This is a genomic window from Georgenia sp. SYP-B2076 (genome assembly GCF_003991205.1).
In the GTDB taxonomy this organism is placed as follows: domain Bacteria; phylum Actinomycetota; class Actinomycetes; order Actinomycetales; family Actinomycetaceae; genus Georgenia.
On the sequence record NZ_RXOZ01000035.1, the window covers coordinates 59,681 to 83,745 of the forward strand.

20 protein-coding genes are annotated in these 24,065 nt (G+C 76.2%); 13 read left to right on the plus strand and 7 right to left on the minus strand.

Annotation, left to right across the window (positions count from 1 at the left end; translation table 11 throughout):
• Nucleotides 1-23: 23 nt before the first annotated feature.
• Entirely contained in the window at nt 24-806 is a 783-nt protein-coding gene (locus EJK16_RS16720; protein WP_127131380.1) for a class I SAM-dependent methyltransferase, read from the minus strand.
• A gap of 101 nt (nt 807-907) precedes the next feature.
• Nucleotides 908-1,099, minus strand: coding sequence for a 50S ribosomal protein L28 (rpmB, locus tag EJK16_RS16725; protein ID WP_127131382.1), 192 nt, complete (start codon nt 1,097-1,099; stop codon nt 908-910).
• Nucleotides 1,100-1,394: 295 nt separating this feature from the next.
• Here rpmB and EJK16_RS16730 point away from each other — a divergent pair, with 295 nt between their 5' ends.
• From EJK16_RS16730 to EJK16_RS19700, 5 genes are all read left to right on the plus strand, one after another.
• Complete coding sequence (locus EJK16_RS16730; protein WP_127131384.1) at nt 1,395-3,008, plus strand: DAK2 domain-containing protein; 1,614 nt, start codon at nt 1,395-1,397, stop codon at nt 3,006-3,008.
• Complete coding sequence (locus EJK16_RS16735) at nt 3,005-5,287, plus strand: ATP-dependent DNA helicase RecG (protein ID WP_127131386.1); 2,283 nt, start codon at nt 3,005-3,007, stop codon at nt 5,285-5,287. The genes EJK16_RS16730 and EJK16_RS16735 overlap by 4 nt, the downstream gene beginning before the upstream one ends.
• Nucleotides 5,288-5,412: 125 nt before the next feature.
• The gene (locus EJK16_RS16740; protein WP_127131388.1) at nt 5,413-6,915 is read left to right on the plus strand and encodes an aldehyde dehydrogenase family protein; all 1,503 of its coding nucleotides are present in this window, start codon (nt 5,413-5,415) and stop codon (nt 6,913-6,915) included.
• Between the two features lie 195 nt (nt 6,916-7,110).
• Entirely contained in the window at nt 7,111-7,806 is a 696-nt protein-coding gene (locus EJK16_RS16745; protein WP_127131390.1) for an ABC transporter ATP-binding protein, read from the plus strand.
• Between the two features lie 7 nt (nt 7,807-7,813).
• Nucleotides 7,814-9,373, plus strand: coding sequence for a DUF6297 family protein (locus EJK16_RS19700; RefSeq protein WP_164737390.1), 1,560 nt, complete (start codon nt 7,814-7,816; stop codon nt 9,371-9,373).
• Between the two features lie 71 nt (nt 9,374-9,444).
• Here EJK16_RS19700 and EJK16_RS16755 read toward each other — a convergent pair whose 3' ends face one another.
• On the minus strand, nt 9,445-10,431 hold the full coding sequence (locus tag EJK16_RS16755; protein ID WP_127131392.1) for an LLM class flavin-dependent oxidoreductase: 987 nt from the start codon (nt 10,429-10,431) through the stop codon (nt 9,445-9,447).
• Nucleotides 10,432-10,976: 545 nt separating this feature from the next.
• Between EJK16_RS16755 and rsmD the strand changes: the two genes are divergently transcribed.
• The 8 genes from rsmD to EJK16_RS16795 all read left to right on the plus strand — a co-directional run bounded on the left by rsmD (nt 10,977) and on the right by EJK16_RS16795 (nt 16,964).
• Nucleotides 10,977-11,552: a 16S rRNA (guanine(966)-N(2))-methyltransferase RsmD gene (gene rsmD / locus EJK16_RS16760; protein ID WP_127131394.1), complete on the plus strand. Its 576-nt coding sequence runs from the start codon at nt 10,977-10,979 to the stop codon at nt 11,550-11,552.
• A gap of 33 nt (nt 11,553-11,585) precedes the next feature.
• Nucleotides 11,586-12,089 (plus strand): pantetheine-phosphate adenylyltransferase, encoded by a 504-nt coding sequence (gene coaD / locus EJK16_RS16765; protein ID WP_127131396.1) that lies wholly within the window; start codon nt 11,586-11,588, stop codon nt 12,087-12,089.
• A complete protein-coding gene (locus tag EJK16_RS16770; protein WP_127131398.1) occupies nt 12,086-12,589 on the plus strand; it encodes a hypothetical protein in 504 nt (167 codons plus the stop codon). The genes coaD and EJK16_RS16770 overlap by 4 nt, the downstream gene beginning before the upstream one ends.
• Nucleotides 12,590-12,701: 112 nt before the next feature.
• Entirely contained in the window at nt 12,702-13,310 is a 609-nt protein-coding gene (locus EJK16_RS16775) for a DUF177 domain-containing protein (RefSeq protein WP_127131400.1), read from the plus strand.
• Between the two features lie 28 nt (nt 13,311-13,338).
• On the plus strand, nt 13,339-14,106 hold the full coding sequence (gene rnc / locus EJK16_RS16780; RefSeq protein WP_127131402.1) for a ribonuclease III: 768 nt from the start codon (nt 13,339-13,341) through the stop codon (nt 14,104-14,106).
• 2 nt (nt 14,107-14,108) lie between these two features.
• Nucleotides 14,109-15,149, plus strand: a complete 1,041-nt coding sequence (mutM, locus tag EJK16_RS16785) for a bifunctional DNA-formamidopyrimidine glycosylase/DNA-(apurinic or apyrimidinic site) lyase (RefSeq protein ID WP_127131404.1) — start codon at nt 14,109-14,111, stop codon at nt 15,147-15,149.
• 136 nt (nt 15,150-15,285) lie between these two features.
• Nucleotides 15,286-15,900 (plus strand): response regulator transcription factor, encoded by a 615-nt coding sequence (locus EJK16_RS16790; RefSeq protein ID WP_127131639.1) that lies wholly within the window; start codon nt 15,286-15,288, stop codon nt 15,898-15,900.
• 137 nt (nt 15,901-16,037) lie between these two features.
• Entirely contained in the window at nt 16,038-16,964 is a 927-nt protein-coding gene (locus EJK16_RS16795) for a DNA-3-methyladenine glycosylase (RefSeq protein ID WP_127131406.1), read from the plus strand.
• Nucleotides 16,965-17,100: 136 nt separating this feature from the next.
• Here the strand turns inward: EJK16_RS16795 and EJK16_RS16800 are convergent, their stop codons facing one another.
• From EJK16_RS16800 to cydB, 4 genes are all read right to left on the minus strand, one after another.
• Nucleotides 17,101-18,936, minus strand: a complete 1,836-nt coding sequence (locus EJK16_RS16800) for a GAF domain-containing sensor histidine kinase (RefSeq protein WP_205739814.1) — start codon at nt 18,934-18,936, stop codon at nt 17,101-17,103.
• An 84-nt stretch (nt 18,937-19,020) separates the two neighbouring features.
• Nucleotides 19,021-20,976, minus strand: coding sequence for a thiol reductant ABC exporter subunit CydC (gene cydC, locus EJK16_RS16805; protein WP_240646127.1), 1,956 nt, complete (start codon nt 20,974-20,976; stop codon nt 19,021-19,023).
• Nucleotides 20,973-22,835, minus strand: coding sequence for a thiol reductant ABC exporter subunit CydD (gene cydD / locus EJK16_RS16810; RefSeq protein WP_127131408.1), 1,863 nt, complete (start codon nt 22,833-22,835; stop codon nt 20,973-20,975). The genes cydC and cydD overlap by 4 nt, the downstream gene beginning before the upstream one ends.
• A 4-nt stretch (nt 22,836-22,839) precedes the next feature.
• Nucleotides 22,840-24,036: a cytochrome d ubiquinol oxidase subunit II gene (gene cydB, locus EJK16_RS16815; protein WP_127131410.1), complete on the minus strand. Its 1,197-nt coding sequence runs from the start codon at nt 24,034-24,036 to the stop codon at nt 22,840-22,842.
• Between the last annotated feature and the right edge of the window lie 29 nt (nt 24,037-24,065).

The following is a 24,065-nucleotide window of genomic DNA, read 5'->3' on the forward strand; positions in this document are numbered from 1 at the left end:
CGCCCCGCGCGTGGAGGGCGGGGTCACCCGGGTGGAAGGGGCTCCTTGACGAGGTGGGCGCTGAGGTAGCGCATGTCCCCGCTCTCGAGCCGGACGTAGTTCCTCGTGCCCTCGATCCCGGCGAACGGCCTGACCAGGCGGTGGAACGCGCGGGGGATCCACGCGTCGATGAGGGCCAGCTTGCGGGCGTTGTCCGCGCGCAGCGCCGCGAGCACCTCGGACGTGATGTCGCGGTCCCGGCGGACCGTCAGGGCGGACGCCGCGAGCTGGCGACGCAGGGTGCCCACGTCGCCCCGGTCACGCAGGTCGGCGAAGAGGAAGTCGCCTCCGGGCCGCAGCACACGGTGCACCTCCGCGAGGAAGGACTCCATGGAGCCGTAGCAGTGGGACGACTCGACGTTGAGCACGGCGTCGAAGGCGGCGTCCGGGAACGGCATCGCCTGCGCGTCGCCCTGGACGAAGACCAGGCCCGGCGCCCGGCGCGTGCGGGTGCACAGGGCGACGGCGCGGCTCGAGAGATCGAGACCCGTCATCGACCGCGGCCCGAGGTAGCGGCTGACGTAGGACGAGCCCCCGCCGCGCCCGCAGCCAGCCTCCAGGACGTCCCTGCCGCGCAGGTCGGTGCCCGAGAGGGTGTGGTCGTAGAGCTGGATGCACAGGCGGTCCGGCTCGTCGGCGTCGTCGAGCGCGAGCGGGGGCGCCTCGCGGGAGGCGAAGCCGTAGTTCATGAACGCCCACTCGGGTCTGCGCACCCGCGCCGCCAGGAGCTCGTAGCACGCCCGCCAGGCGAGCTGCCGCGCCGTCATGCGTGCCACGCTACAAGGCGCGGCGGCGCGGGCACGCGAAAGGCCGCCGACCCGGTGGGGCTGGCGGCCTCAGGCGTTCGCCGACCGGGCCGGCGGGTGCGTCAGATGGCGCGGATAACCTTGTCGGCCTTGAGGCACGAGGTGCACACGTTCACGCGCTTGGGGGCTCCGTTGACAAGGGCGCGCACGCGCTGGATGTTCGGGTTCCAACGGCGGCTCGTCCGCACGTGGGAGTGCGAGACGCTCTTGCCGAAGCTCGGACGCTTGCCGCAGACGTCGCAGTTGGCAGCCACGGTCGTTCTCCTGATCTTCTCGCTGAAGCACGGACGGATCGACCGTGCTGGGGTCTGTGAGCCGGTCGGGGCGCAGGCACGTGCCTGCCCGGGACGGGCAACCTGAAAAGAGTACCTGAGGAAGGCCCCGCGCCCAAACGTCGCGGCCCGATCCTCTCGTGCGGTACGCCACAAAAACATCCCTCCCCAGCCCGTCGGGCCGGTTGTCGGTGCGAACGGATAGCCTGCTGACGACCGCCAGAAGTGGCCGGCGCCGCGGCGCCGGTGACCCCGTCCGCGCCGTAGGAGGAAGCTCGTGACCACCCCGCTCGCCGTGCTCGACGCTCGTGCGGTGCGCAGCTGGTTCGAGCACGCCCTGCGGTCCCTCCTCCTGCTGCGCCGCGAGGTCGACGGTCTCAACGTCTTCCCCGTGCCGGACGCGGACACCGGCACGAACCTCGTCCTCACGCTCGCCGGCGCCGCCGAGGCCGTCCACGGACTCGAGACCGATGCCGACCTGTCCACCCTGACCCGCGCGGCCGCCGACGGCGCCCTCCTCGGGGCCCGCGGGAACTCCGGGATCATCGTCAGCCAGTGCCTGCGGGCGCTGGCCGAGACCTTCGACGGCGCCCGCGAGGCGGGTCCGGCGCTCGTCACCCGGGCGCTGGGCGCCGCCGACGAGGGCGCGCGTGCGGCGGTGGGGCACCCGGTGGAGGGCACCATCCTCAGCGTCACCCGAGCCGCGGCGGCCGCCGCAGCCGGCGCGTCTGCCGCGTCGGGTGCCGGGCGGGGGGCCACGGGCCTCGCCGCCGTGGTGGGGGCGGCCTCGCTGTCGGCCCGCGAGGCGCTCGTGGGCACGCGCGGGGCTCACGGGCGCGGCGTCGACGCCGGCGGCGTCGGCTACGTCGTCCTGCTCACCTCGCTGCTGGACGTCGTCCGGGGCACCGGCGACGCCGGGACGGCGCGCGCCGCGGCGGTCAGCGAGCTGCTCGCCGGCCTCGGGACCGCAGCCCCGACGGCCGAGGGCGTGCCCGTCCCCGCTGCCGAGCCGGGGGACGACGGCGCCGGGGACTTCGAGGTGATGTACGTCCTGCGCGCCGGCGCCGCGCGGGCCGCGGCGCTGCGCGCCCACCTCGGCCGCGTGGGCCACTCGGTCGCGGTCGTCGGCTGGTCCGACGACGCCGGCGCGGGCCTGTGGCAGGTGCACGTGCACACGGACGCCCCGTTGTCGGTGCTGGCCGAGCCGGACGTCATGGAGCAGGTCTGCGTGCGCTACCTCAAGCCGTTGCTGGGCGCCCCGGTCGACGGCACGGAACGCGCCGCCGGCGCGTCCGGTGCGGCGGGCGCCCGCACGGGCGTGGTCGCGTGCACCCGCGCCCCAGGACTCCTGGAGCCGCTGGCACGCACCGGCGCCGTCGTCGTGCTCGGCCCCGGCGCCAACCCCGCCGGCGTCCTGCGCGCCGCCGCGGACACGGGTGCCCCCGAGGTGCTGGTGCTGCCCTGCGACGAGCACTCCGCCGCCGTCGCGGCCGAGGCGGGGGTCCAGGCCGCCGACGGCCGGGCGGCCGCGCACCTGGGCGGGCGCCAGCTGCTGCACGTGGCCACGACCCGCAACGAGATCCATGTCCTGGCGGCCGCGGTGGAGGTCGCCGGGGCCGGGGAGGGGCGGCACCTTGTCGAGGTCGCCGACGAGGCGGTGCGGCGCACCCGGACCGCCGAGCTCGGCTGGCCCGATGTGGGGACGGAGCTCGCGCTCGCCGGGCTGCTCTCGCCGGGGGACGAGCTGGTCACCGCCCTGCTGGGCGCGGGCGCGGACGAGGACAGCCCCGAGGTCGTGCGCGAGCTCGTGGCGCAGGCGGCCCCGGGAGCCGAGGTCGTCGTCATCCAGGGTGGGCAGGCCGCCCCGGGGCTGCTGCTGGGGGCGGAATGAACGAGCGCACGAGTCACCACCTGCCCGCCGTGGCCGGGGACCACCGAGGCCGTCTGACCACGCCGCTGCCCAAGGCGTTGGGGGAGAAGACGGCCAAGGCGCTGGCCAAGCTGGGCCTGAACACGGTCGAGGACCTGCTGCGGCACTACCCGCGCCGCTACGGCAACAGGGGCAAGCTCACCGACCTCGCTCACCTGGGGGTGGGGGAGCACGTCACGGTCATCGCCCGCGTCGCCCACGTCTCCGTGCACGCGATGCGCGCGAGGCGCGGCGCCATCCTGACCGCCACGATCACCGACGGCAGCGACGAGCTGACGCTGACGTTCTTCGGCAAGCACGCCGCGGCGTTCACGCTGCACGAGCGGCAGCTGCGCCCGGGCGCGACGGGCATGTTCACCGGCACCGTGAGCACCTTCAAGGGCACCCGCCAGCTCACCCACCCCCAGTACGAGACCTTCGACGACCTGAGCGACGAGTTCGCGGCGATGCAGAAGGTCGACTGGCCCATCCCGATCTACCCGGCCAGCGCCAGCATCCCCAGCTGGAAGGTCGCGGGCGCGGTCAAGACCGTGCTCAGCGCCCAGCGGGACGGGGACGTGCCCGAGCCGCTGCCCGTCGCGTACCGCGAGGAGCACCGGCTCGTCGGTGCGCTGGAGGCCCTGCAGCTCATCCACGAGCCGCACGAGACCGCCGACTACCGGCGTGCCCGGCTGCGCCTGCGCCACGAGGAGGCCTTCGTGCTCCAGACGGTGCTCGCGCAGCGTCGCGCCGCCGCCCTCGCGGAGCCGGCCACCGCCCGGGCGTCGCGCCCCGGCGGCATCCTCGAGGCCTTCGACGCGCGGCTGCCGTTCACGCTCACCGACGGCCAGCGCGAGGTCGGCGAGGTCCTGGCCGCGGAGATCGCCCGGCCCGTCCCGATGCAGCGCCTGCTGCAGGGCGAGGTCGGCTCCGGCAAGACGGTCGTGGCGGTGCGCGCCATGCTTCAGGTCGTCGACGCCGGCGGGCAGGCCGCGCTCCTGGCACCCACCGAGGTCCTCGCCCACCAGCACCTGCGCACCCTGAGGGACCTGCTGGGCCCCCTCGCCGAGGCCGGCATGCTCGGCGGCGCCGACGTCGCCACCCGGCTCACGCTGCTGACCGGGTCGCTCAGCGCCCCGGCCCGGCGCAAGGCGCTGGCGGAGGCGGCGTCGGGGGAGGCGGGCATCGTCGTCGGCACCCACGCCCTGCTCAGCGAGAACGTCCAGCTGGCCGATCTCGGGCTCGTCGTCATCGACGAGCAGCACCGGTTCGGCGTCGAGCAGCGCGACGCGCTGCGCGCCAAGGCGGTGACCACCCCGCACCTCCTGGTCATGACGGCCACCCCGATCCCGCGCACCGTGGCGATGACGAGCTTCGGGGACCTGGAGACCTCGACCCTCGCCGAGCTCCCGGTCGGCCGGGCCGGGGTCGAGACCGTCGTGGTGCCCGCCGGCAAGCCCGCGTGGGTGCGGCGCGTGTGGGAGCGTGTCCGCGAGGAGGTCGACGCCGGCGGCCGCGCCTACGTCGTGTGCCCCCGCATCACCCCGGGCGAGGCCCCCTCCGCGGGCGTCGACGACGGCACCGGCGACGACGTGCCCGACATGGCGGACCTGCTCGAGCTATCGGACGCCGGGCAGCCCCGCCCGCCCCTGGCCGCCGTCGAGGAGGTCGCCGCGCAGCTGCGCGCCGAGCCGGCCCTGGCGGGCGTGGCCGTCGGGGAGATGCACGGCCAGCTTTCCACCGAGGCCAAGGACGCCGCGATGAGCGACTTCGCGTCCGGGCGCGTGCCCGTCCTGGTGTCCACCACGGTGATCGAGGTCGGCGTGGACGTGCCCGCGGCGACCGTCATGGTGATCCTCGACGCCGACCGCTTCGGGCTGTCCCAGCTCCACCAGCTCCGCGGGCGCATCGGCCGCGGCGCGAAGCCCGGCATGTGCCTCGCCGTGACGTCGGCCGAGCCCGACACCCCCACCATGAAGCGGGTGCAGGCCTTCGCCGGCACGACGGACGGCTTCGCGCTCGCGGACCTCGACCTCGAGATGCGCAAGGAGGGCGACGTCCTCGGCGCCACGCAGTCGGGCAGCGGCACGTCGTTGCGGCTGCTGCGCGTGACCAAGGACGCCGCCATCATCGACGCCGCGCGCACCGCCGCCCGCGCGGTGGTGGACCACGACCCGGAGCTGCTCACCTACCCCGACCTCGCCGAGGTCATCGCCCGGACGGTGGACGAGGAGACCGCCGAGTACCTCGAACGGACCTGACAGCGTCGCACCCTCGCCCGGCCGCGGCCCGGCGGCGCCCCGGCGCCCGTAGGGTGGGGGACCGCACGTGACACGCACACGCATCGGGACACCGCAGTCCCCGGCCTCGAAGGAGAGACCCACCCATGACGCTCACCACCGACCCCGCCGCCACGGACACCACCGCGGGCACCGCCGTCGCCCCGGCGGCCTGGGACCGCAAGATCTTCACCGGCCGCTGGTCCGAGGGACACGGCGGGACGATCGACGTCGTCGCCCCCGCCACCGGCAAGGTCATCGCGACGGTCGGCGCGGCCAGCACCGCGGACCTGGACGCCGCCGTCGAGGCGGCGACGGCGGCGCAGAAGGCCTGGGGCGCGGCGACCTACGACCGGCGCGCCGCGGTGTTCCGCCGGGCGGCCCAGCTGCTGGAGGCCGATCCCGATCGGCTCCTGCGCTGGCTCGTGCCCGAGTCCGGCTCCGGCCAGGGCAAGGCCGCGTTCGAGGTGGGCCTCCTGGTCGCCGAGCTGAACGAGAGCGCCGCGCTGGCCTCCCACCCCTACGGCGAGCTCCTGCACTCCTCGAAGCCGCGCCTGTCCCTGGCCCGGCGCGTGCCCGTCGGGGTGGTCGGCGTGATCTCGCCGTTCAACTTCCCCGCGATCCTCGCGCTGCGCTCCGTCGCGCCCGCCCTGGCCGTCGGCAACGCCGTCATCCTCAAGCCCGACCCGCGCACGTCGATCTCCGGTGGCCTCGCGCTCGCCGAGCTGCTCGCCGACGCGGGCCTGCCCGAGGGGCTGCTGCACGTGCTGCCCGGCGGCGCCGAGGTCGGCCACGCGCTCGTGGTCCACCCCGGGGTGCCGTGCCTGTCCTTCACCGGCTCGACCGCCGCGGGCCGGAAGATCGGCGCGGCGGCCGCGCCGCTGCTGAAGAAGGTCCACCTCGAGCTGGGCGGCAACAACGCTTTGCTGGTGCTGCCCGACGCCGACGTCGACGCCGCGGCGTCCGCCGGCGCGTGGGGGTCGTTCCTGCACCAGGGGCAGGTCTGCATGACCACGGGGCGTCACCTGGTCCACTCCTCGATCGCGGCGGAGTACACGGCGAAGCTGGCCGAGAAGGCGCGGAACATCCCCGTCGGCGACCCGACCGACCCGGCCAACGCGCTCGGGCCGATCATCGACGCCGGCCAGCGGGACAAGATCCACGGCATCGTCACCGCGGCCGTCGAGGGCGGCGCCACGCTCGCGGCCGGCGGCACGTACGAGGGCCTGTTCTACGCGCCGACCGTGCTCGCGGACCTGGCCCTGGACAGCGCCGCGCTCACGCAGGAGATCTTCGGGCCCGTCGCGCCCGTGATCACCTACGACACCGTGGACGAGGCGATCGACCTCATCAACAGCTCCGAGTACGGGCTCTCCGTGGGCATCCTCACCTCGGACGCGTTCCGCGCCTTCGAGCTCGCCGGCCGCATCGAGTCGGGCATCGTGCACATCAACGACCAGACGGTCGACGACGAGGCGACCATCCCCTTCGGCGGCGTCAAGGCCTCCGGCGTGGGCGGCCACTTCGGCGGCGCGCGGGCCAACCTGGAGTCCTTCACCGACCTTCAGTGGATCACCGTGCAGTCCACGATCGAGCGCTACCCGTTCTGACCCGTCGTCGGCCCGACCCGGACGATCTCGGTCGTCGGGCCGGGCCCGGTCGTCGGACCCGAACCGGCCCTGGCCCGACCCGGCCCTGGCCCGAACCGGCCCCGCCCTGGCCCGGCGCCGCGCCCGCGCGCCACGTGCGGGCGGTTCGCCGGGCGGCGTGTCGGCGGGCGAGCGACGGCGTCGTAGTCTCACCTCGTGAGGAAGGCGAAGCCCCAGGCCAAGCTCGTGCGCACGCACGCGCTCGAGGTGGGGTACAACCTGGCGGTGTGCCCGCCGGTGACCCTCTCGGTCGGCCCGGGCGAGGTCGTCGCGGTCGTCGGCGCCAACGGGACGGGCAAGTCCACGCTGCTGCGCACTGTCGTCGGCCAGCTCGAGCCCGTCGCCGGCAAGCTCGAGGTGCTCGGCGGCAAGGTCGACGAGCGCGCGGCCCGGTTCCGCGCGGACGTCGCCGTCGACCTGGGCGAGGAGGCGTTCTTCCCGGCGCTCACGGTCGAGGAGCACCTGCTGCTGACCTGCTACGGCCACGGCGTCCCGGCGCCGCAGGAGGTCACCGGGCAGCTGATCGACGAGTTCGGCTTGGGCGAACGGGTCAACGCGCTGCCGTCCGCGCTCTCCTCGGGGCAGCGGCGCCGCCTGCTCCTTGCCGCCGTCTTCTCCCGCCCCCGGTCGCTGCTCGTGCTGGACGAGCCCGAGCAGCGCCTCGACACCGCCATGCGCGCGCACCTGACCGCGCGGCTCGCCCGGGAGCGTGCGGGCGGCGGCGCGGTGCTGCTGGCCACCCACGACCCCGAGGTCGTGGCCGGCGCGGCCACCAAGGTCGTCGTCATCACCGAGTCCGGGGTCCGCACCGTCGACCCGGCGGCCGGGGCAGCCGCCGTCGCGCACCTGTGACGGGGCGATGAGCGCGCCCGCCGACGTCCCGGTGGCCCCGGCGCCCAGCGGGCGCGCGGTGCGTCGCTGGACCCGCAGCCGCACCCGGCCCCGCTCCACCAGGGGCATGGGCGAGCTGCTGGGCGACGTGTACACGGCGCTGCTCGCCGTGGCCGTCACCGTGGCGATGGTGCTCTCGATCTCCGCCCGGCTCGGGGCGGACCTCGCCGGGGCCCCGGCGGTGGCGGGGGAGGGCGTGTCCCTCGCGCCCGGCTGGCTCGCGGTGCTCGCCGCCCTCGCCGCCCTCGCCGGCCTGGCCGGGCTGACGGCGCGGCTCGGGCCGGTCGCGCTGAGCGGCCCCGAGTCGAGCTGGTGGCTGCCGCTCCCGGGGGAGCGGCGCTCGCTGCTGCGCCCGGCCGCCGTCCGCTGGCCCGCGGTCGCCGCCGCGGCGGGCGCATGCGTGGGCGCGGCCGTGATCCTCGTGCTCGCGCCGCGGCCCGACCCGGCGGTCGCCCTGGCGGCGGCCGTGCTCGGCGGGGCGGTCGCCGCCGCGCTGGTCCTCGCGATCGGGCTGACCGAGGGCTCGCGGCGGGCGCACCGGTGGGCCCGCCGGGTGGCCGACTCCGCGCTCGCGGCGGTGCCGGCGGCGGGCGTGGTCCTGGCGGTCCTCGCGCCGCCCGTCCCGGCGGTCTCCTCCGCCGTCGTGCTGGCCGCGGCCGTCGCCGTCGCGGTGGTGTGCGCGATCGCGCTGCTCCTCGACCGGCGGCTGGTGACGTTCCGCGACTCGGTCCTGCGCGAACGGGGCGCGGTGAGCGGCGAGGCGCTGGGCGCGGTGCTGTCCCTCGACACGCGGGCGCTGGGCAGGGCGCTGACCGAGAACACGCTCCGCCCGGTCCGCCGGCGCTCCACGTCCATGGCGTGGCTGGCGCGGGTGCCGCCGCGCTGGCGTGCCCACGCGTCCCTGGTCACCGCCGACGCACTCGTGCTCGCGCGCAGCCCCCGGCACCTGGTCCAGCTGGTCGCCACCGCGCTCCTGCCGGTCGTGGCGCTCGCGGTGCCGCAGCCCCGCCCGGTGGTCACGCTGCTCCTGCTCGTCCTCGGCGCGTACGTGGGCGCGCTCGCGACGGCGGACGGCGCGCGACGGGCGCAGGTCTCACCCGCGCTGGACGCCCTGCTGCCGCTGAGCCAGGCGCAGGTCCGGCGCCTGCGCCTCGCCGTGCCGACGGCGGCGATGGCGGCGTGGTCGCTCCTGGTGTTCGCCGCCGTGGCATGGCGCTACGGCGGCGCCGGGTACTGGCTGGTGCTCGGGCTGCTCGCCGCGCCGGTGTGGGCGGGCGCGGCGGTGCGGGCGGCGTACCGGCCCCTGCCGGACTTCTCCGGACCGCTCATCCACTCCCCGATGGGGTCCCTGCCGCCGGGGCTCAGCACGGTCATCGTCAAGGGTCCCGACGTCGCGAGCCTCGGGGCGATCCCCGTGCTCATCGCCCTGCTCGTCGGTGCCGCCGCGCCGGCGCTGCTCGTGGTGCAGGCCGCGCTGAGCGCGATCGTCCTGGCGATCGTCGCCCGGCCGGGCCGGCCGGCGACGTAGCTGAGCTGGAGGCTGCGCACGCGCTTGCTCCGACGCTCCCCGCCGGTGCGCCGCAGCTGGGCGCCCCCCGCTTAGCCCGCCATGCCCATGGCGTCGGCGAGCAGCTCGTAGGAGCGAAGCCGGGAGGCGTGGGTGGGGGCGCTGGTCGCCACGATGACCTCGTCCGCGTCGGCGTGCCGGGCGAACTCCTCGACCTGGTCCCGGATCGTGGCCGGGGCGCCGACGGCGGAGTAGCGCGTCATCTGGCGGATCTGCTCGCCGGCCGGGGAGGAGAGCAGGGCGTCGGCGTCGGCGTCGGAGAGCGGGAGCCCGCGCCGGGTCAGGCGCCCGGCGTTGGCCCGCAGGACTGCGGTGTAGAGGTCCTGCGCCTCGGCGTCGGTGTCCGCGGCGAAGACGTTCATGCCGGCGATGACATGCGGCTCCGGGTGCTGCTCGGACGGCGTGTACTCGCGGCGGTACGCGCGGACCGCGTCGACGAGTGCGTTCGGCGCGAAGTGCGACGCGAAGGAGTAGGGCAGGCCCAGCGCCGCCGCGAGCCTGGCGCCGAACAACGACGAGCCGAGGATGATCAGCGGCACGTCGGTGCCGGCCCCCGGGACGGCGCGCACCAGTTGGTTCTGGGCGGCCGGGCCGAGGAGGGCCTGCAGCTCGACGACGTCCTGCGGGAAGTGGTCGGAGGCGGTGGGGTCGCGGCGCAGGGCGCGCAGCATGTTCATGTCGCCGCCCGGCGCGCGTCCCAGGCCCAGGTCGATCCGCCCGGGATACAGCGTCTCCAGCGTGCCGAACTGCTCGGCGATGACGAGGGGGGAGTGGTTGGGCAGCATGATCCCGCCCGCACCGACGCGGATGGTCGAGGTGTGCCCGGCTACGTGGCCGATGAGCACGCTCGTGGCCGACGAGGCGACGGTGGGCATGTTGTGGTGCTCGGCGAACCAGTACCGCGTGTAGCCCCACGCCTCGGCGTGTCGGGCGAGGTCCACGCTCGCGTCGAGCGTCTCCCGGATGGTCCCGTCCGTGTGGACGGTGGCGAGGTCGAGGATGGACAGGGGGACGGACATGGAGCTCCTAGGTCGGTGACGTAGCGGCAGCCGCTTCCGGACGACCGTCCGCGTCATTTCCACGCTACGTCGCCCGCCGCGCCAGGGCCAGCCCCGTGGGACGTGGGCGGCGCCACGCCGGGCGCTTCCGCCGGGCGCTTCCGCCGGGCGCGCGCGGCAGGGCGCGCGCGGCAGCGTGGGGCAACGTGCGCCGCCGCCGTGCGTGCCGCCACCGGACTTGCCGCAGCGCGCCGGTGCCACGCCACGCGCCGACGGCGGGTGCCGGGGGCCTGTGCGTCGAGTGGCACGTCATCGTCGGGTTTCGGCGCGGGGACCGGTGCGGAAGGTGTCGCCCGGCGGGCTCGGTGCGCCAAGTGGCACGCACCGCCGTCGCCGCCCGTGTACGACCGGCACCGTGCCCGCTCGCGGGTCCGCGAGAGCCCTCACTGGCAGATCCGAGAGCCCTCACTGGCGGGTCCGTGCGGGCCCTTGCGCGCAGCTCCCGCGCGAGCCCCGGCGCGCACGCCCCGCGCAGGCGCCCCGGGATGTCGCCCTAGGCTGGCCTGATGACCAGGATCGTGGCGGGCAGCGCCGGAGGACGCACCCTGCAGGTGCCCCGCAGCGGCACGCGGCCGACGTCGGAGCGCGTGCGCGAGGCCCTCTTCTCCCGGCTGGGGCACCTCGGCGTGGTCGACGGAGCCCGCGTCCTCGACCTGTACGCGGGCTCGGGGGCGCTCGGGCTGGAGGCCGCCTCGCGGGGAGCCGCGCACGTGACCCTGGTCGAGTCCGCGAAGCCGGCCGCCGACCTGTGCCGCCGCAACGCGGCCCAGCTCGGCCTCTCGGGGGTCGACGTGGTGGCCGCGCGCGTGCAGACCTTCCTTGCCGGCGCGCCCACCCCGGGCGCCGCCCCGGCCGACCTCGTGCTGCTGGACCCGCCCTACGACGTCACCGAGGACGACCTGGGCGGCGTGCTGGCGCAGCTGGCCGACGGCGGGTGGCTGGCCGCGGACGCCGTCGTCGCCGTCGAGCGCTCGCGCCGCAGCCCGGAGCCGGCGTGGCCGGCGGGCCTGGCGCGGGGCGGGGAGCGCCGATACGGGGACACCGTCGTGTGGTTCGGCGAGCGTGTGGGCGAGGACGGCTAACGTGGCCGTCATGCGCACCGAGGGAGGACGGGCATGAGCCTGGCTGTCTGTCCGGGGTCCTTCGACCCCATCACGCTGGGCCACGTGGACGTCGTGCGCCGCGCCCGGGAGATGTTCGACGAGGTGGTCATCGCCGTCGCGCACAACCCGGCCAAGCGGTACCTCTTCGCGCCCGAGGAGCGGGTCGGGCTCGCCCGCGCCGCGCTCGCCGACCTCGACGGGGTGCGGGTGGCGCTCGTCCCCGGGCTCCTCGCGCGCTACTGCGCCGACGTCGGCGCCGCGGCCATCGTCAAGGGGCTGCGCGGCGCCGCCGACTTCGACGCCGAGCAGTCCATGGCGCTGATGAACCGGCACCTGGCCGGCGTGGAGACCGTCTTCATCATGGGGGACCCGACCCTCGGGCACGTGGCGTCTTCCCTGGTCAAGGACGTGGCCAGCCACGGCGGCCGCGTCGACGACCTCGTTCCCCCCGCGGTGGCCGCCGCGCTGCAGCAGATCCTTCCCCGTCCGCCGAGCCCGCAGGAGAGCAACCGATGACCGCCAGCAGCCAGACCGAGGAAGAGGGCTACTCGCTCATCTCCATCCTCGACGAGCTCACCGAGATGCTCGACCACGCCCGCGCGATGCCCATGTCGGCGTCCGTGCTCGTGAACAAGGCCGAGGCCCTGGACCTGCTCGACGCCGCCCGCGCCGTCGTGCCCGAGGAGATCCACGCGGCGGACGACATCGTGGCCGACGCCGACGCCGTCCTGGAACGCGCGAGCGAGCGCGCCGAGCAGATCGTGGCGGACGCGGCGGCCGAGGCCGAGCGCCTCGTCGCCGCCGAGCGCATCGTCGCCCTCGCCGAGGAGCGGGCGCGCCAGGTCGTGGCGGACGCGAAGGCGCAGGCCGCCAAGCTCGCCGCCGACGCCAACGACTACTGCGACCGCCAGCTCGCCCAGTTCGAGATCGACCTCGGCGCGATCACCACCCAGGTGCGCGCCGGCCGGGAGGCGATCGCGGCCCGCGCCGGCCGCGCCCCGGCCGCCGACGAGTAGCGGCCGCGCGAGTACCATCGAAGGCTGGCCCGGCGGCCCATCGCGCCGATCGGGCAGCCCGGCCGAACCCCGGCCCCGCCCCGGCGGGGCCCGCAACACACTCAGGAGCCTCATGGACGCCCGATCGCCGCTCGTGGTCAGCACGCACGAGCTCGGCCGCCGACCGGGGACGATGCGCACGTACGAGCGCACCGTGCCCGCCCCGGCAGACCTCGGCACCACCGTCATCGGGGTGCCCGTCGGGTCCGACGTCGAGCTGGACCTGCGCCTGGAGGCCGTCATGGACGGTGTCCTGGTGACCGGCCGCGCCGGCGTCGACCTGCACGGTGAGTGCGTGCGGTGCCTGCGCGACATCGACGACACGCTCACCGTGGACCTCTCCGAGCTCTACTACTACCCGGGCACCCGCGAGCACCTCACCGCCGACGGCGACGAGGAGGCCGAGGACCTGCCCGAGCTGGTGGGCGAGCTCCTCGACCTCGAGCCCACCCTGCGCGACGCCGTGGTGCTCGCTCTGCCGTTCCGGCCGCTGTGCCGGCCGGACTGCGCGGGCCTGTGCCCGGAGTGCGGGGAGCGCCTCGACGACCTCCCGGCCGACCACCACCACGAGCAGCTGGACCCGCGCTGGTCCGTCCTCGGCTCCGTCTTCGCCACCGAGCCCGACGAGGCCGGGCGCGAGGACACGGGACAGGCGACGCCGGGCGACGGCGCCGCCCGGTGAGCACGGCACGCACGTCGAGGAGCACGCCATGAGCAAGAAGCACCTGCGGACCGCGACGGTCGAGGAGCCCGCGCGCGCGGACGTGGAGACCCTCACCGCGGCCCTGGGCACCACCATCGACCCCGAGCTGCTCGTGCTGGCCCTGACGCACCGCTCCTTCGCCCACGAGGCGGGCGGCATCCCCACCAACGAGCGCCTGGAGTTCCTCGGGGACTCGGTGCTGGGCCTGATCGTGACCGAGTTCCTCTACCGCGCCCACTCGGACATGCCCGAGGGCGACCTCGCGCGGATGCGCGCGGCCACCGTCAGCCAGCGGGCGCTGGCCGAGGTCGCGCGCGAGCTCAACCTCGGCGCGTACATCCTGCTGGGCCGCGGCGAGCTCGTGACCGGCGGGCGCGAGAAGGACTCGATCCTCTCCGACACCGTCGAGGCCCTGATCGGCGCGACGTACCTGTGCCACGGTCTCGAGCACACCCGCACGGTCGTCGAGCGCCTCGTCGGGCGCCTGCTCGTGCAGGCGGCGCGCCTGGGCGCGGGGCTGGACTGGAAGACGTCGCTGCAGGAGCTGGCGGCCGAGCGCGGCCTCGGCAGCCCCAGCTACGTCGTCACCGGTTCCGGCCCCGACCACGCACGCACGTTCTCCGCCGTCGTGATGCTGGAGGGCGCCGAGCGCGGACGCGGCGTGGGCAGCTCCAAGAAGCTTGCCGAGCAGAACGCCGCCGAGGACGCCTACGCGCGCCTCGCGGGCGACGCCGTGGCCGGCGCCGACGACCTCACCGCGGGCGAGACCGCCTGACGGTGCCCGAGCTACCCGAGGTCGAGACCGTCCGCGCCGGGCTGGCCGCCCGCGTGGTCGGCCGCACCGTCGCCGACGTGGAGGTCCTCCACCCGCGCAGCGTCCGCCGCCAGCCGGGTGGCGCCACGGATCTGGCGGCCCGGCTGCGGGGCCGCACCCTCACCGCCGCGGTGCGCCGCGGCAAGTACCTCTGGCTCACGTACGGCGAGGACGTCGCGGCCGCGCCCGACGAGGCGCTCCTGGCCCACCTTGGCATGAGCGGCCAGCTGCTCGTCCAGGAGCCCGACGGCGCCCGGGCGAGCATCGGGGAGCCCGGCATGGTGGCGGCGGCGGTCGGAGACCCGGGCCGGTTCCTCGCCGCGCCGGGGGAGCGGCCCCTAGACCTGACCGCCACGCTCCCCCCGACCCTGGTGCGCACCATCCCCGCCACCACCGCGCATCTGCGTGCGCGCCTGACGTTCCACGACGGCGGCCAGCTGTGGTTCGTCGACCAGCGCACCTTCGGCCACCTCATGGCGGTGGGCACGGTGCCGACCGACGACGGGGCCGCCGGCGGGCTCGGGTCCGACGCACCCGTGCTGCCGGCGCCGGTCGCGCACATCGCCCGCGACCTGCTCGACCCCGCCCTCGACCGCGCCGCGCTCGTGCGCCGCACCCGCACCCGCCGCACCGAGGTCAAGCGCGCGCTGCTGGACCAGAGCCTCGTCTCCGGCGTCGGGAACATCTACGCCGACGAGGCGCTGTGGCGCGCCCGCCTGCACGGCGCGCGGCGCACCGACCGCCTGAGCCCGGCCCGGCTGGGTGAGCTCTTCGACGCCGCCGCCGAGGTGATGCGCGAGGCCCTCGCCGTGGGCGGGACGAGCTTCGACGCCCTGTACGTCGACGTCGAGGGCGCGGCCGGCTTCTTCGCGAGGTCCCTGGCGGTGTACGGCCGCGCCGGCCTGCCGTGCCCGCGGTGCGGCGCGCCGGTGCGCCGCGAGCAGTTCATGAACCGCGGGTCGTTCTCGTGCCCCCGGTGCCAGCGCCGCCCCGCCGCCGGGTGACCCGCCCCGCCGCCCGGTGACCCGCACCGCCGGGCGCCGCGCCAGGTCGCGCCCGCGGATGTTCGGCGGGCGGATTCGGTAGGCTCACCTCGTGCCCACCCCGTACGAGAAACAAGCAGAGCGCGACATCCGCGTCATGATCGTCGACGACCACGAGGTCGTCCGCCGCGGCATCGCCGAGATCGTCGACCGCTCCGACGGCCTGACCGTCGTCGCCGAGGCCGGGTCTGTCGCGGAGGCCGTGCGCCGCGCCCCGCTCGTGCGCCCCGAGGTCGTCCTCGTCGACCTCCAGCTCCCGGACGGCACCGGCATTGACATCATCACCGCGCTGCGCGAGCACGTGCCCGCCGCGCGTCCCATCGTGCTGACGTCCTTCGACGACGACGACGCCCTGGCCGCGGCGCTGCACGCCGGCGCGAAGGCCTACCTCCTCAAGACCGTGCGCGGCGCCGAGATCGCCGACGTCGTCAAGGCGGTGGCGTCCGGCCGGACGCTCCTGGACGAGCGGACCGTCACGCGGCGGCGCGCGGACCACGACGACCCGACGGCGGACCTGACGCCCTCCGAGCGCAAGGTCCTCGAGCTCATCGGTGACGGGATGTCCAACCGTGAGATCGGCGAGCGGCTCGGCGTCGCGGAGAAGACCGTGAAGAACCACATCACCGCGCTGCTGAGCAAGATGGGCCTGCAGCGCCGCACGCAGGTCGCGGCCTGGGTCGCGGGCCAGCGCGCCGCCGGCTGGCGCAGCTGAGGTCTCGCGCGGCCGGGGCCTGAACGCCCGGCGCCGAGCCGCCCGGGCGGGTGGCTCCCGCGATTCCTGAGCACGCCGCCGCCGGGGCCCGGGCGGCCCCGGCCGGGGCGCGGTGCGCCGGACTACGCTTGCCGGCAGTGACCACCTCCCGCTCGCGCACCTGGCGCCCCGCCTGGCCGTGCCCGGTGGGGCAGATCTCAGGCCAGCTGCGGCACGGCGCCGGGGACCCGACGTACCGCTCCCTGGACGGCAGCATCTGGCGCGGCCTGCGCACCCCGGCAGGCGTGGTGACCCTGCGGATCGAGCCCCGGCCCGCGCTGGCGGAGGTGCTCTGCGAGGCGTGGGGACCGGGCGCTGCCTGGGTGCTCGACCAGGTGCCGGCCATGCTCGGAGCCGAGGACGACCCCGGGGGGTTCGACCCGCGGCACGAGGTGCTGGTGCGGGCTTACCGACGCTTCCGCCACTGGCGCGTCCCACGGACGGGTCTGGTCATGGACTCCCTGGTGCCCGCGATCATCGAGCAGAAGGTCACCGGCCGGGAGGCGTTCGCCGGGTGGCGGAACCTCGTGCGCCGCTTCGGCGAGCCCGCGCCCGGCCCTGGCGCCGAGCACCAGCTCTGGGTGGCTCCGAGCCCGGCCCAGCTCCTCGCGATCCCGTCGTGGGACTGGCTGCACCTGGGCGTGGACCCGGCGCGCTCGCGCACGGTGGTGCGCGCCGCACAGGTCGCGCCCGCGCTCGAGCGCACGGTGGGCGTCCCGGTCGACGAGGTGGACCGGCGTCTGCAGTCGGTCCCCGGCATCGGGCGGTGGACCTCCGCCGAGGTGCGCGCGCGGGCGCACGGCGACGCCGACGCGGTCAGCTTCGGCGACTTCCACGTCGCCAAGGACGTCGGGTGGGCCCTGACCGGGGCGCCGGTGGACGACGACGGGCTCGCCGAGCTGCTCGAGCCCTACCGGCCGCACCGGCTCCGGGCGCAACGGCTGGTGGAGCTGTCCGGCCAGCGCCCGCCGCGGCGCGGGCCACGGATGGCGCCCCGCGCGCACCTGCCGACCTGGAGCGGCTAGCTCAAGGGGCTGCGACCGCGGCCGTGCTGGGGCCCGCCGTGCCGCGGCCCCCCGCGTGCCGGGGCCCCCCGCGTGCCGCGACCCCCCATGCCGCGGCCGACCGTGCCGCGCCGCCGGGCGAGGCCGCCCTGAGCCCTCAGTTCAGCGGCACCTGCCAGCTCACCAGGCTGCCCTGCCCCCGCTCGTTCGCGCCCACCGAGAACGTCCCGCCGTGGCGCCGCGCGCGGGCGGCGAGATTCGCCAGGCCCGAGCGGCGGCTCACGGACGGGTCAACGCCCACGCCGTCGTCCTCGACGTCGACGACCACGCGGCCCGTGGGCCCGTAGCCCAGGACGCTGACGCGCACCTGGACGGAGGACGCCCGCGCGTGGCGCGCGGCGTTGGACAGGCCCTCGCGGACGACGGCGACGACGTCGTCGGCGATGTCGGCGTCGACCCGGTTGTCGACGAGGTCGCTGAGCGAGCGCTCGGCGTCGTCGCCGCTCAGGATCGCGCCGTCGACGTCGATGAGCAGCGACGGCGCGAAGCCCAGGCCCGTGCGGGCCAGCGAAGCCTCCCGGCGCAGGCGTTCCACGAGCACGACGGCGGTGTCCGGCTCACGCAGGGAGTGCACGATGGCCCGGATCTGCTTGACGGCCTCGTCGACGCTGGTGAGCGACTCCTCCAGGAGCGTGGCGAGCCCCGCCTCGCCCCGGTCGGCGAGCGAGGCCCGGGCGGACTCCAGCTGCATGCCGGTCGCGAAGAGCTGCTGGATGGCGAGGTCGTGCAGGTCCCGGCCGATGCGGGCGCGCTCGTCCAGGAGGGAGGCCACGTCCTGGGCGTGACGCGCGCCCGCCAGCTCCAGGGCGAGGGCGGCCTGGTCCGCGACGGACTCCGCCATGGCCAGGTCGTTCTGGTCGAACTCCGGCCGGCCGATCTTGCGCAGCAGCAGGACGACGCCGCGGCCCTCGCCCCGCAGCATCATCGGTGCGTACAGCGCCGGGCCGAACTGGGCGAGCTGGCGCAGGCGCAGGGTCCGCAACCGGGTGAGGGAGTCGACGATGAGGCCGGCCTTCTCCTTGAGCACGGTCATCGCGCGCCCGTCCGGGGGGAAGACGAGGCCGATGAGGTCCTCGGCCAGGAACCCCTCGGCGATCTCGCACGCCCACGCTTCGCCGACGGAGGGCAGGATGATCAGCGCCGTGTCCGCCTCCGCGACCTCGCGCAGGCGCGCGGCGATCATCTCCAGGGCCTCCTCCTCCTCGGTGCCCTCGAGCAGGGTGGTGGTGATGTCCTGGCTGACGGCGATCCAGCGCTCCCGGCTGCGCGCCTCGGCGTAGAGGCGGGAGTTCTCGATCGCGACGGCGGCGGCCTCGGCGAGGGTCATCATGTCGTCCGCGTCGTGCCCGGTGAACCCGCCGGGCTTCTCGGCGAGGTACAGCCGGCCGTAGACCTTCTCGCGCACCCGCACGGGCACGCCGAGGAAGGAGTGCATCGGCGGGTGCCCGGGCGGGAAGCCCCCGAACTCGGGGTGCGTGGTGAGATCCTCGAGGAGGAGCGGGCCGTCCACCGGGATCGCGCCGAGGACGCCGTGGCCGCGGGGCGGGTGACCGAGGATCTCCTGCTCCTCCTCGCTCATGCCGACCTGCACGAACGCGGTGGTGGTGCCGCGGGAGTCGAGCACCCCGAGGGCGGCGTAGCGGGCGCCGGTGAGTCGGGCGGCGCGGTCCACGAAGTTGCGCAGCGCCTCGGCCACGTCGAGGTGGGACGTGAGGTCGAGGGCGGCGCCGAGCAGGGAGGAGGTGTCGGTGGCGATGGTGTGGCGCCGACCGGCCCGGTCATCGGCGCTCGCGCCCGTCGCGTCGGTGGCCTGCTTCGGGTGGCTCGCGCTCACCAGGGCGGCCTCGTGGTCGACGTCGGGTGCCGCGGCGTGGAACGGGCAGGCGCCGGCCGTGCCCGCGGTGGCCGCGTCGTGCTGTCCGTGGGGGTTCATGCTCTCCTCCTGCGTGCGCCGCGCGCGCGGCCGCTGGAAGTACCGTAACCGTCGCCGCGGTCCCGCCACCGCGCCCGGGCGGCGTCACCGATCCGGGCGTGCCTCCTGCTCGGCGGCCCAGCGGTAGGACGGGACGGAGTCGAGCAGCTCGGCATGGGGGCCACGCGCGACGACGGTGGCGGGTCCCGCGCCCCCGTCCGGGCGGCCGAGGAGGACGACCTCGTCCGCCGCGCCGAGCGGGGCCAGCCGGTGCGTCACCAGCACCACGCCGCGGGCGCCGTCACGCCCCGCGCCCGGGCCCGCGCCCGGCGCGGACGGCACCCGCCCGGCGCCGAGCAGGTCCGTGACGAGCCGGTCCGCGGTGGCGGGGTCCAGGTGCTCGCCGGGCTCGTCGAGCAGCAGGAGCGGCGCCGGGCTGGCCAGGGCGCGGGCCAGGAGGAGCCGGCGCCGCTCGCCGCCGGAGATGGTGGACGCGTCGGTGCCCAGGAGCGTGTCGAGGCCATCCGGCAGCCCGGCGAGCCACGGGCCGAGCCCGGCGCGGGTGAGGAGCGCGGTGGCCTCCGCCTCGGTGACGTTGCCGCGGGCCACGCGCAGGTTCTCCAGCACGGTGGTCTCGAAGACGTGGGCGTCCTCGGCAGTGAGACTCACCTGGCGGCTGACGCGGCCGCGGTCCGCGCCCCACAGCGCCGAGCCGCCCAGGTCCGCCACGCCCTCGCGGGGCGGGAGGAGCCCCGCGAGGGTGAGCAGGAGTGTGGTCTTGCCGATGCCGCTGGGGCCGACGACCGCGACGGCCCTGCCGGGCGAGGCGTCGAGGTCGATGCCCCGCGCCACCACCGGGCCGCCCGGCCAGCCGACGCCCAGCCCGCGGGCCGCCAGGTGCGGCACGCCCGCGGGTGCGGCCGTCGCGCCTCCGGGTGCGGCGCCCGGACCGGCGCCGGTGCCGCTCGGCGCGGCGGGGGAGCCGGCCGCGTCGAGCAGCGCCATGATCCGCAGCGCCGAGCCGGCCGAGCGCACGAGCTGGACGGCCGCGGGGCCCAGGAGGGCGGTGCCCTCGAACGCCGCGAGCGGCGTGAGGACGATGACCGCGAGCTCAACTTGCGCCATGGAGCCGGCGACCGTGGCGGGGATGCCGAGGACCAGGGCGCCGATGACCGCGATGCCCATGGCGAGGGTGTCGACGCCGGCGGCCAGGGCGGCCGGTCGCGCGGCGGCGTCCTTCGCCCGGGCGAGGGTGCCCTCGGTGCGGCGCAGGCCCGCGAGCATCGCGTCGACGCGACCGGAGACGGTCAGCTCGGCGGCGCCGTCGACCATCGTCATGGCGGTGGCGCTGAGGTCCCCCCGGGCGGCCGTCTGGGCGTGCTCGGCCAGGCGCGCCGCCCGCATGTTCAGCCACGGTCCCGCCACGCCGGCGAGCAGGAGGCACGCGGCGAGCACCGCGCCGGCGCCCAGGTGCAGCCAGCTCACGAGGACGACGGAGCCCGCCCCGACGACGGCCGCGACGGCGGCCGGGAGGATGGCGCGGACCACCACGTCGCCCACGGCGTCGACGTCGGCGCCGGTGCGGGCGAGGAGGTCGCCGCGGCGCAGCCCGGCCACGGCGTCGGTGCGCCCGTCGGCCAGGGTGCGGTAGACGTGCTCGCGCAGCGACGCCATGCCGCGCAGGGCGACCTCGTGGGAGGCGAGACGCTCGAGGTAGCGCATGAGCGCCCGGGAGATGCCGAACGTGCGCACCGCCACGCTCGCGACGGAGAGCTCGAGGACCGGCGGCATCTGCGACGCGCGGGCGATCAGCCACGCCGCGCAGGCGCTCAGGGCCACCGCGCTGCCCAGGCCGGCGCTGCCGGCGAGGACCGCCCACAGGAGCCGGACCCGGTCGAGGTCGAGCAGCCGGACGGCCCGGCGCAGCGCGTGGCGCTCCTCCGCCGGCAGCACCTGCGCACGGGACGGCCCTTGGCCGCGGGGGCGGCCGGTGGCGGGCGTGGCCCGGGCGGGGGTCGCTCGGGCGTGGGTCGAGCGCGCAGGGGAGGCCGGTCGGCTCACGGGGTCACCTCCTCGGCGCGGGCGGCCGCGCCCGCGGCCCCGGGTCGGGTCTCGGAACGGTCGGCGCCGGCCCCGTCGGCGGGGCGCGAGCGGAGGGTGACGACGTCGTCGGCGAGGGCCACCAGGGCGGCCCGGTGGGCGATGACCAGGACGGTTCGTCCCTGGTCGCGCAGCTGGGCGACGGCGTCGAGGACGTGCCGCTCGGCCGCGGCGTCGAGGTGGGCGGTGGGCTCGTCGAGGACGACGAGCGTCTCCTCGCCGAGGAGCGCGCGGGTGAGGGCGAGGCGCTGGCGCTGGCCGACGGACAGGCCCACGCCGCCGTGGCCGAGGACGGTGTCCCACCCTTCCGGCAGGGAGGCGACGACAGCGTCGAGACCCGTCGCCCGCGCGGCCGCCGCGGCGCGGGCCCCGATCGCCCGGCCGGTGCTGCCCGACGCCGCGGTGGCGTCCCCGGCGCCGCCAAGGACGTTCTCGCGGACCGTGCCCGGCAGGATGACCGGCCGCTGCGGCACCCAGGCCACCTGACGGCGCCAGGACTCCGGCTCGACGTCGGCGAGGTCGAGCACGCCCGCCGGGGCGGCGGGGACGGCCCTGCCCGCCCTGCCCGTTCCGTCGGGCCCGTCGGCCCGGCCGGCCGAGGCAGCCCCGGCAGCCCGGCCGGCCCCGTCGGGGACGAGGCGCACGGTGCCGGCGTCGGGCCGCAGCAGGCCCAGGACCACGGCGGCCGCCGTCGTCTTCCCGGCCCCCGACGGGCCCACCAGGGCGATGACGCGCCCGGGCCGCAGCCGCGCGCTCAGCCCGGCGGGAGCCCACGTCGCGCGCCCGGGGGCGGCGACGGAGACGCCGTCGAGCACGATGTCGGTGCGGCGCAGGTCCGGCGCGGGGCTCGTGCCCGCCGCGGGGAGGGGGAGCTCAAGGATCCCGAAGGCCTGCTCCGCGGCGGCGACCCCGTCCGCGGACGCGTGGAACTGCGAGCCCACGTCGCGGATGGGCTTGTAGATCTCCGGGGCGAGCATGAGGACGGCCAGCCCGGTGGTCAGGTCGAGGTCGCCGGCGACCAGGCGGGTCCCGATCACGACCGCCACGAGCGCGATCGAGATGGACGCGAGGAACTCCAGCACCGCGCCGGAGAGGAACGCCACGCGCAGGGTGCTCATGGTGGTGCGGGTGTACGCGCGGCCCAGGTCGCCCACGCGTTTGCCGGGGCCCTGCTCACGGCCGAGGGCCTTGAGCGTGCTCAGACCCGCGAGCAGGTCGAGCAGCTGGGCGCCGAGCCGCTGCATCACCTCGAGCTTCTCCGCGGCGAACGTCGCCGTGAGCACGCCGATGAGCCACATGAAGACGGGGATGAGCGGGATGGTGAGCGTGATGATGAGCGCGGAGACGAGGTCGAGGCCGAAGACCACCACGAGCGACGCGGGGGTGACGGTGGCGGCCAGCAGCAGCTGGGGCAGGTAGCGCACGAAGTACGGCTCGAGGTCGTCGAGGCCGCGGGTGGCCAGCGTGACCACCTGGGCGCCGTGCCCGCTGGCGAGCCAGCGCGGCCCCTGCTCGACCGCCCGGGCCAAGACCTGCGCGCGCAGCTCGGCAATGACGTCGCCCGCCGCGCGGTGCGCGAAGGACTCCTGGGCCACCAGCACCACGACGCGCGCCGCCACCACGGCCGCGAGCCAGCCGACGAGGTGCGCGACCTGGTCCCAGCCGGCGCGCCCCTCGATGACGGGCGAGACGGCGTGGGCGATCAGGAGCGCCTGGGCCACCACGAGCGCCGCCGTCGCGAAGCCGGTGGCGGCCGTGAAGGCGATGTAGCGGCGGGCGGCGCGGGCGTGGCGGAGCAGGCGGGAGTCGAGCGGCTTCACCGGGTCAGCTGGTCCCGGAGGTGTCCGCCGGCCCGGGGGCGCTCCCGTCCGGCCCGGAGGTCCCCGCCGGCCCGGCGGCGCTGCCCTGCCCGGGGGTGATGCCGCCCGGCCGGGCTGCGCCGTCGGGCAGGGCGGGCGTGGGGCGGGCCCCGGCGGGCTCGAAGGCGCGGATGCGGGTGGGGTGCAGGCCCTCGTGCTCGTCGAACTGGTCCGCCGTGAGCCGCTTGCGGAACACCCAGTAGGTCCAGCCCTGGTAGAGCAAAACCACCGGCACGAGGATCAGGGCGACCACGCTCATCAGCGTGAGGGTGGCCTGCGTGGAGGCGGCGGCGTCGATGCTCAGGGACCATGCCGGGTTGAGCGAGGACGGCATGACGTTCGGGAACATGATGCAGAAGACGAGCGCGACGCCGGCGACGATGACCAGGGCGTTGAGCGTGAACGCCCAGCCCTCCCGGTCCGCCCGCGTCGCGACGACGACGCCCACCATGGCGGCGGCGGCCACCGCGAACGGGGCCCAGGAGAAGGTGTTGGCGGAGAAGGCCAGCTGCGCCCACAGGCCCCACCCGCCCGCGACGACGAGCGAGACGACGGACATGCGCCGCGCGAGGCGGCCCGCGCGACGGCGGACGTCGCCGTCGGTCTTCAGCGCCAGGAACACGGCGCCGTGGGTGAGGAACAGGCACGCGGTCACGGCGCCGCCGACGAGCGTGAAGGGCGTGATCAGCGAGACGAACCCGCCGGTGAGCTGGTGGTTGCCGTCGACGACCTCGATGTGCATGCCCTGCACGAGGTTCGCGAACGCCACGCCCCACAGCACCGCGGGCACCCAGGCGCCGAACGTGTGGCCCCAGTCGGCGCGGCTGCGCCAGGCGTCGTCGTTGATCTTGCCCCGCCACTCGATGGCGCAGACCCGCACGATCAGGGCCAGCAGGATGATCATCAGCGGCAGGTAGAAGCCGGAGAACATCGTGGCGTACCACTCGGGGAACGCCGCGAACGTGGCCCCGCCGGCGGTGATGAGCCAGACCTCGTTGCCGTCCCAGACGGGGCCGATCGTGCCGAGGAGGGCCCGGCGCTCCTTCTCGGCCCGCGCGAACGGCTTGAGCAGCATCCCGACGCCGAAGTCGAAGCCCTCCAGCACGAAGTACCCCGTCCACAGGACGGCGATGATGAGGAACCACAGCAGCGGCAGGTCCATCGGTCAGTTCTCCAGGTCGGCGGTGCGGC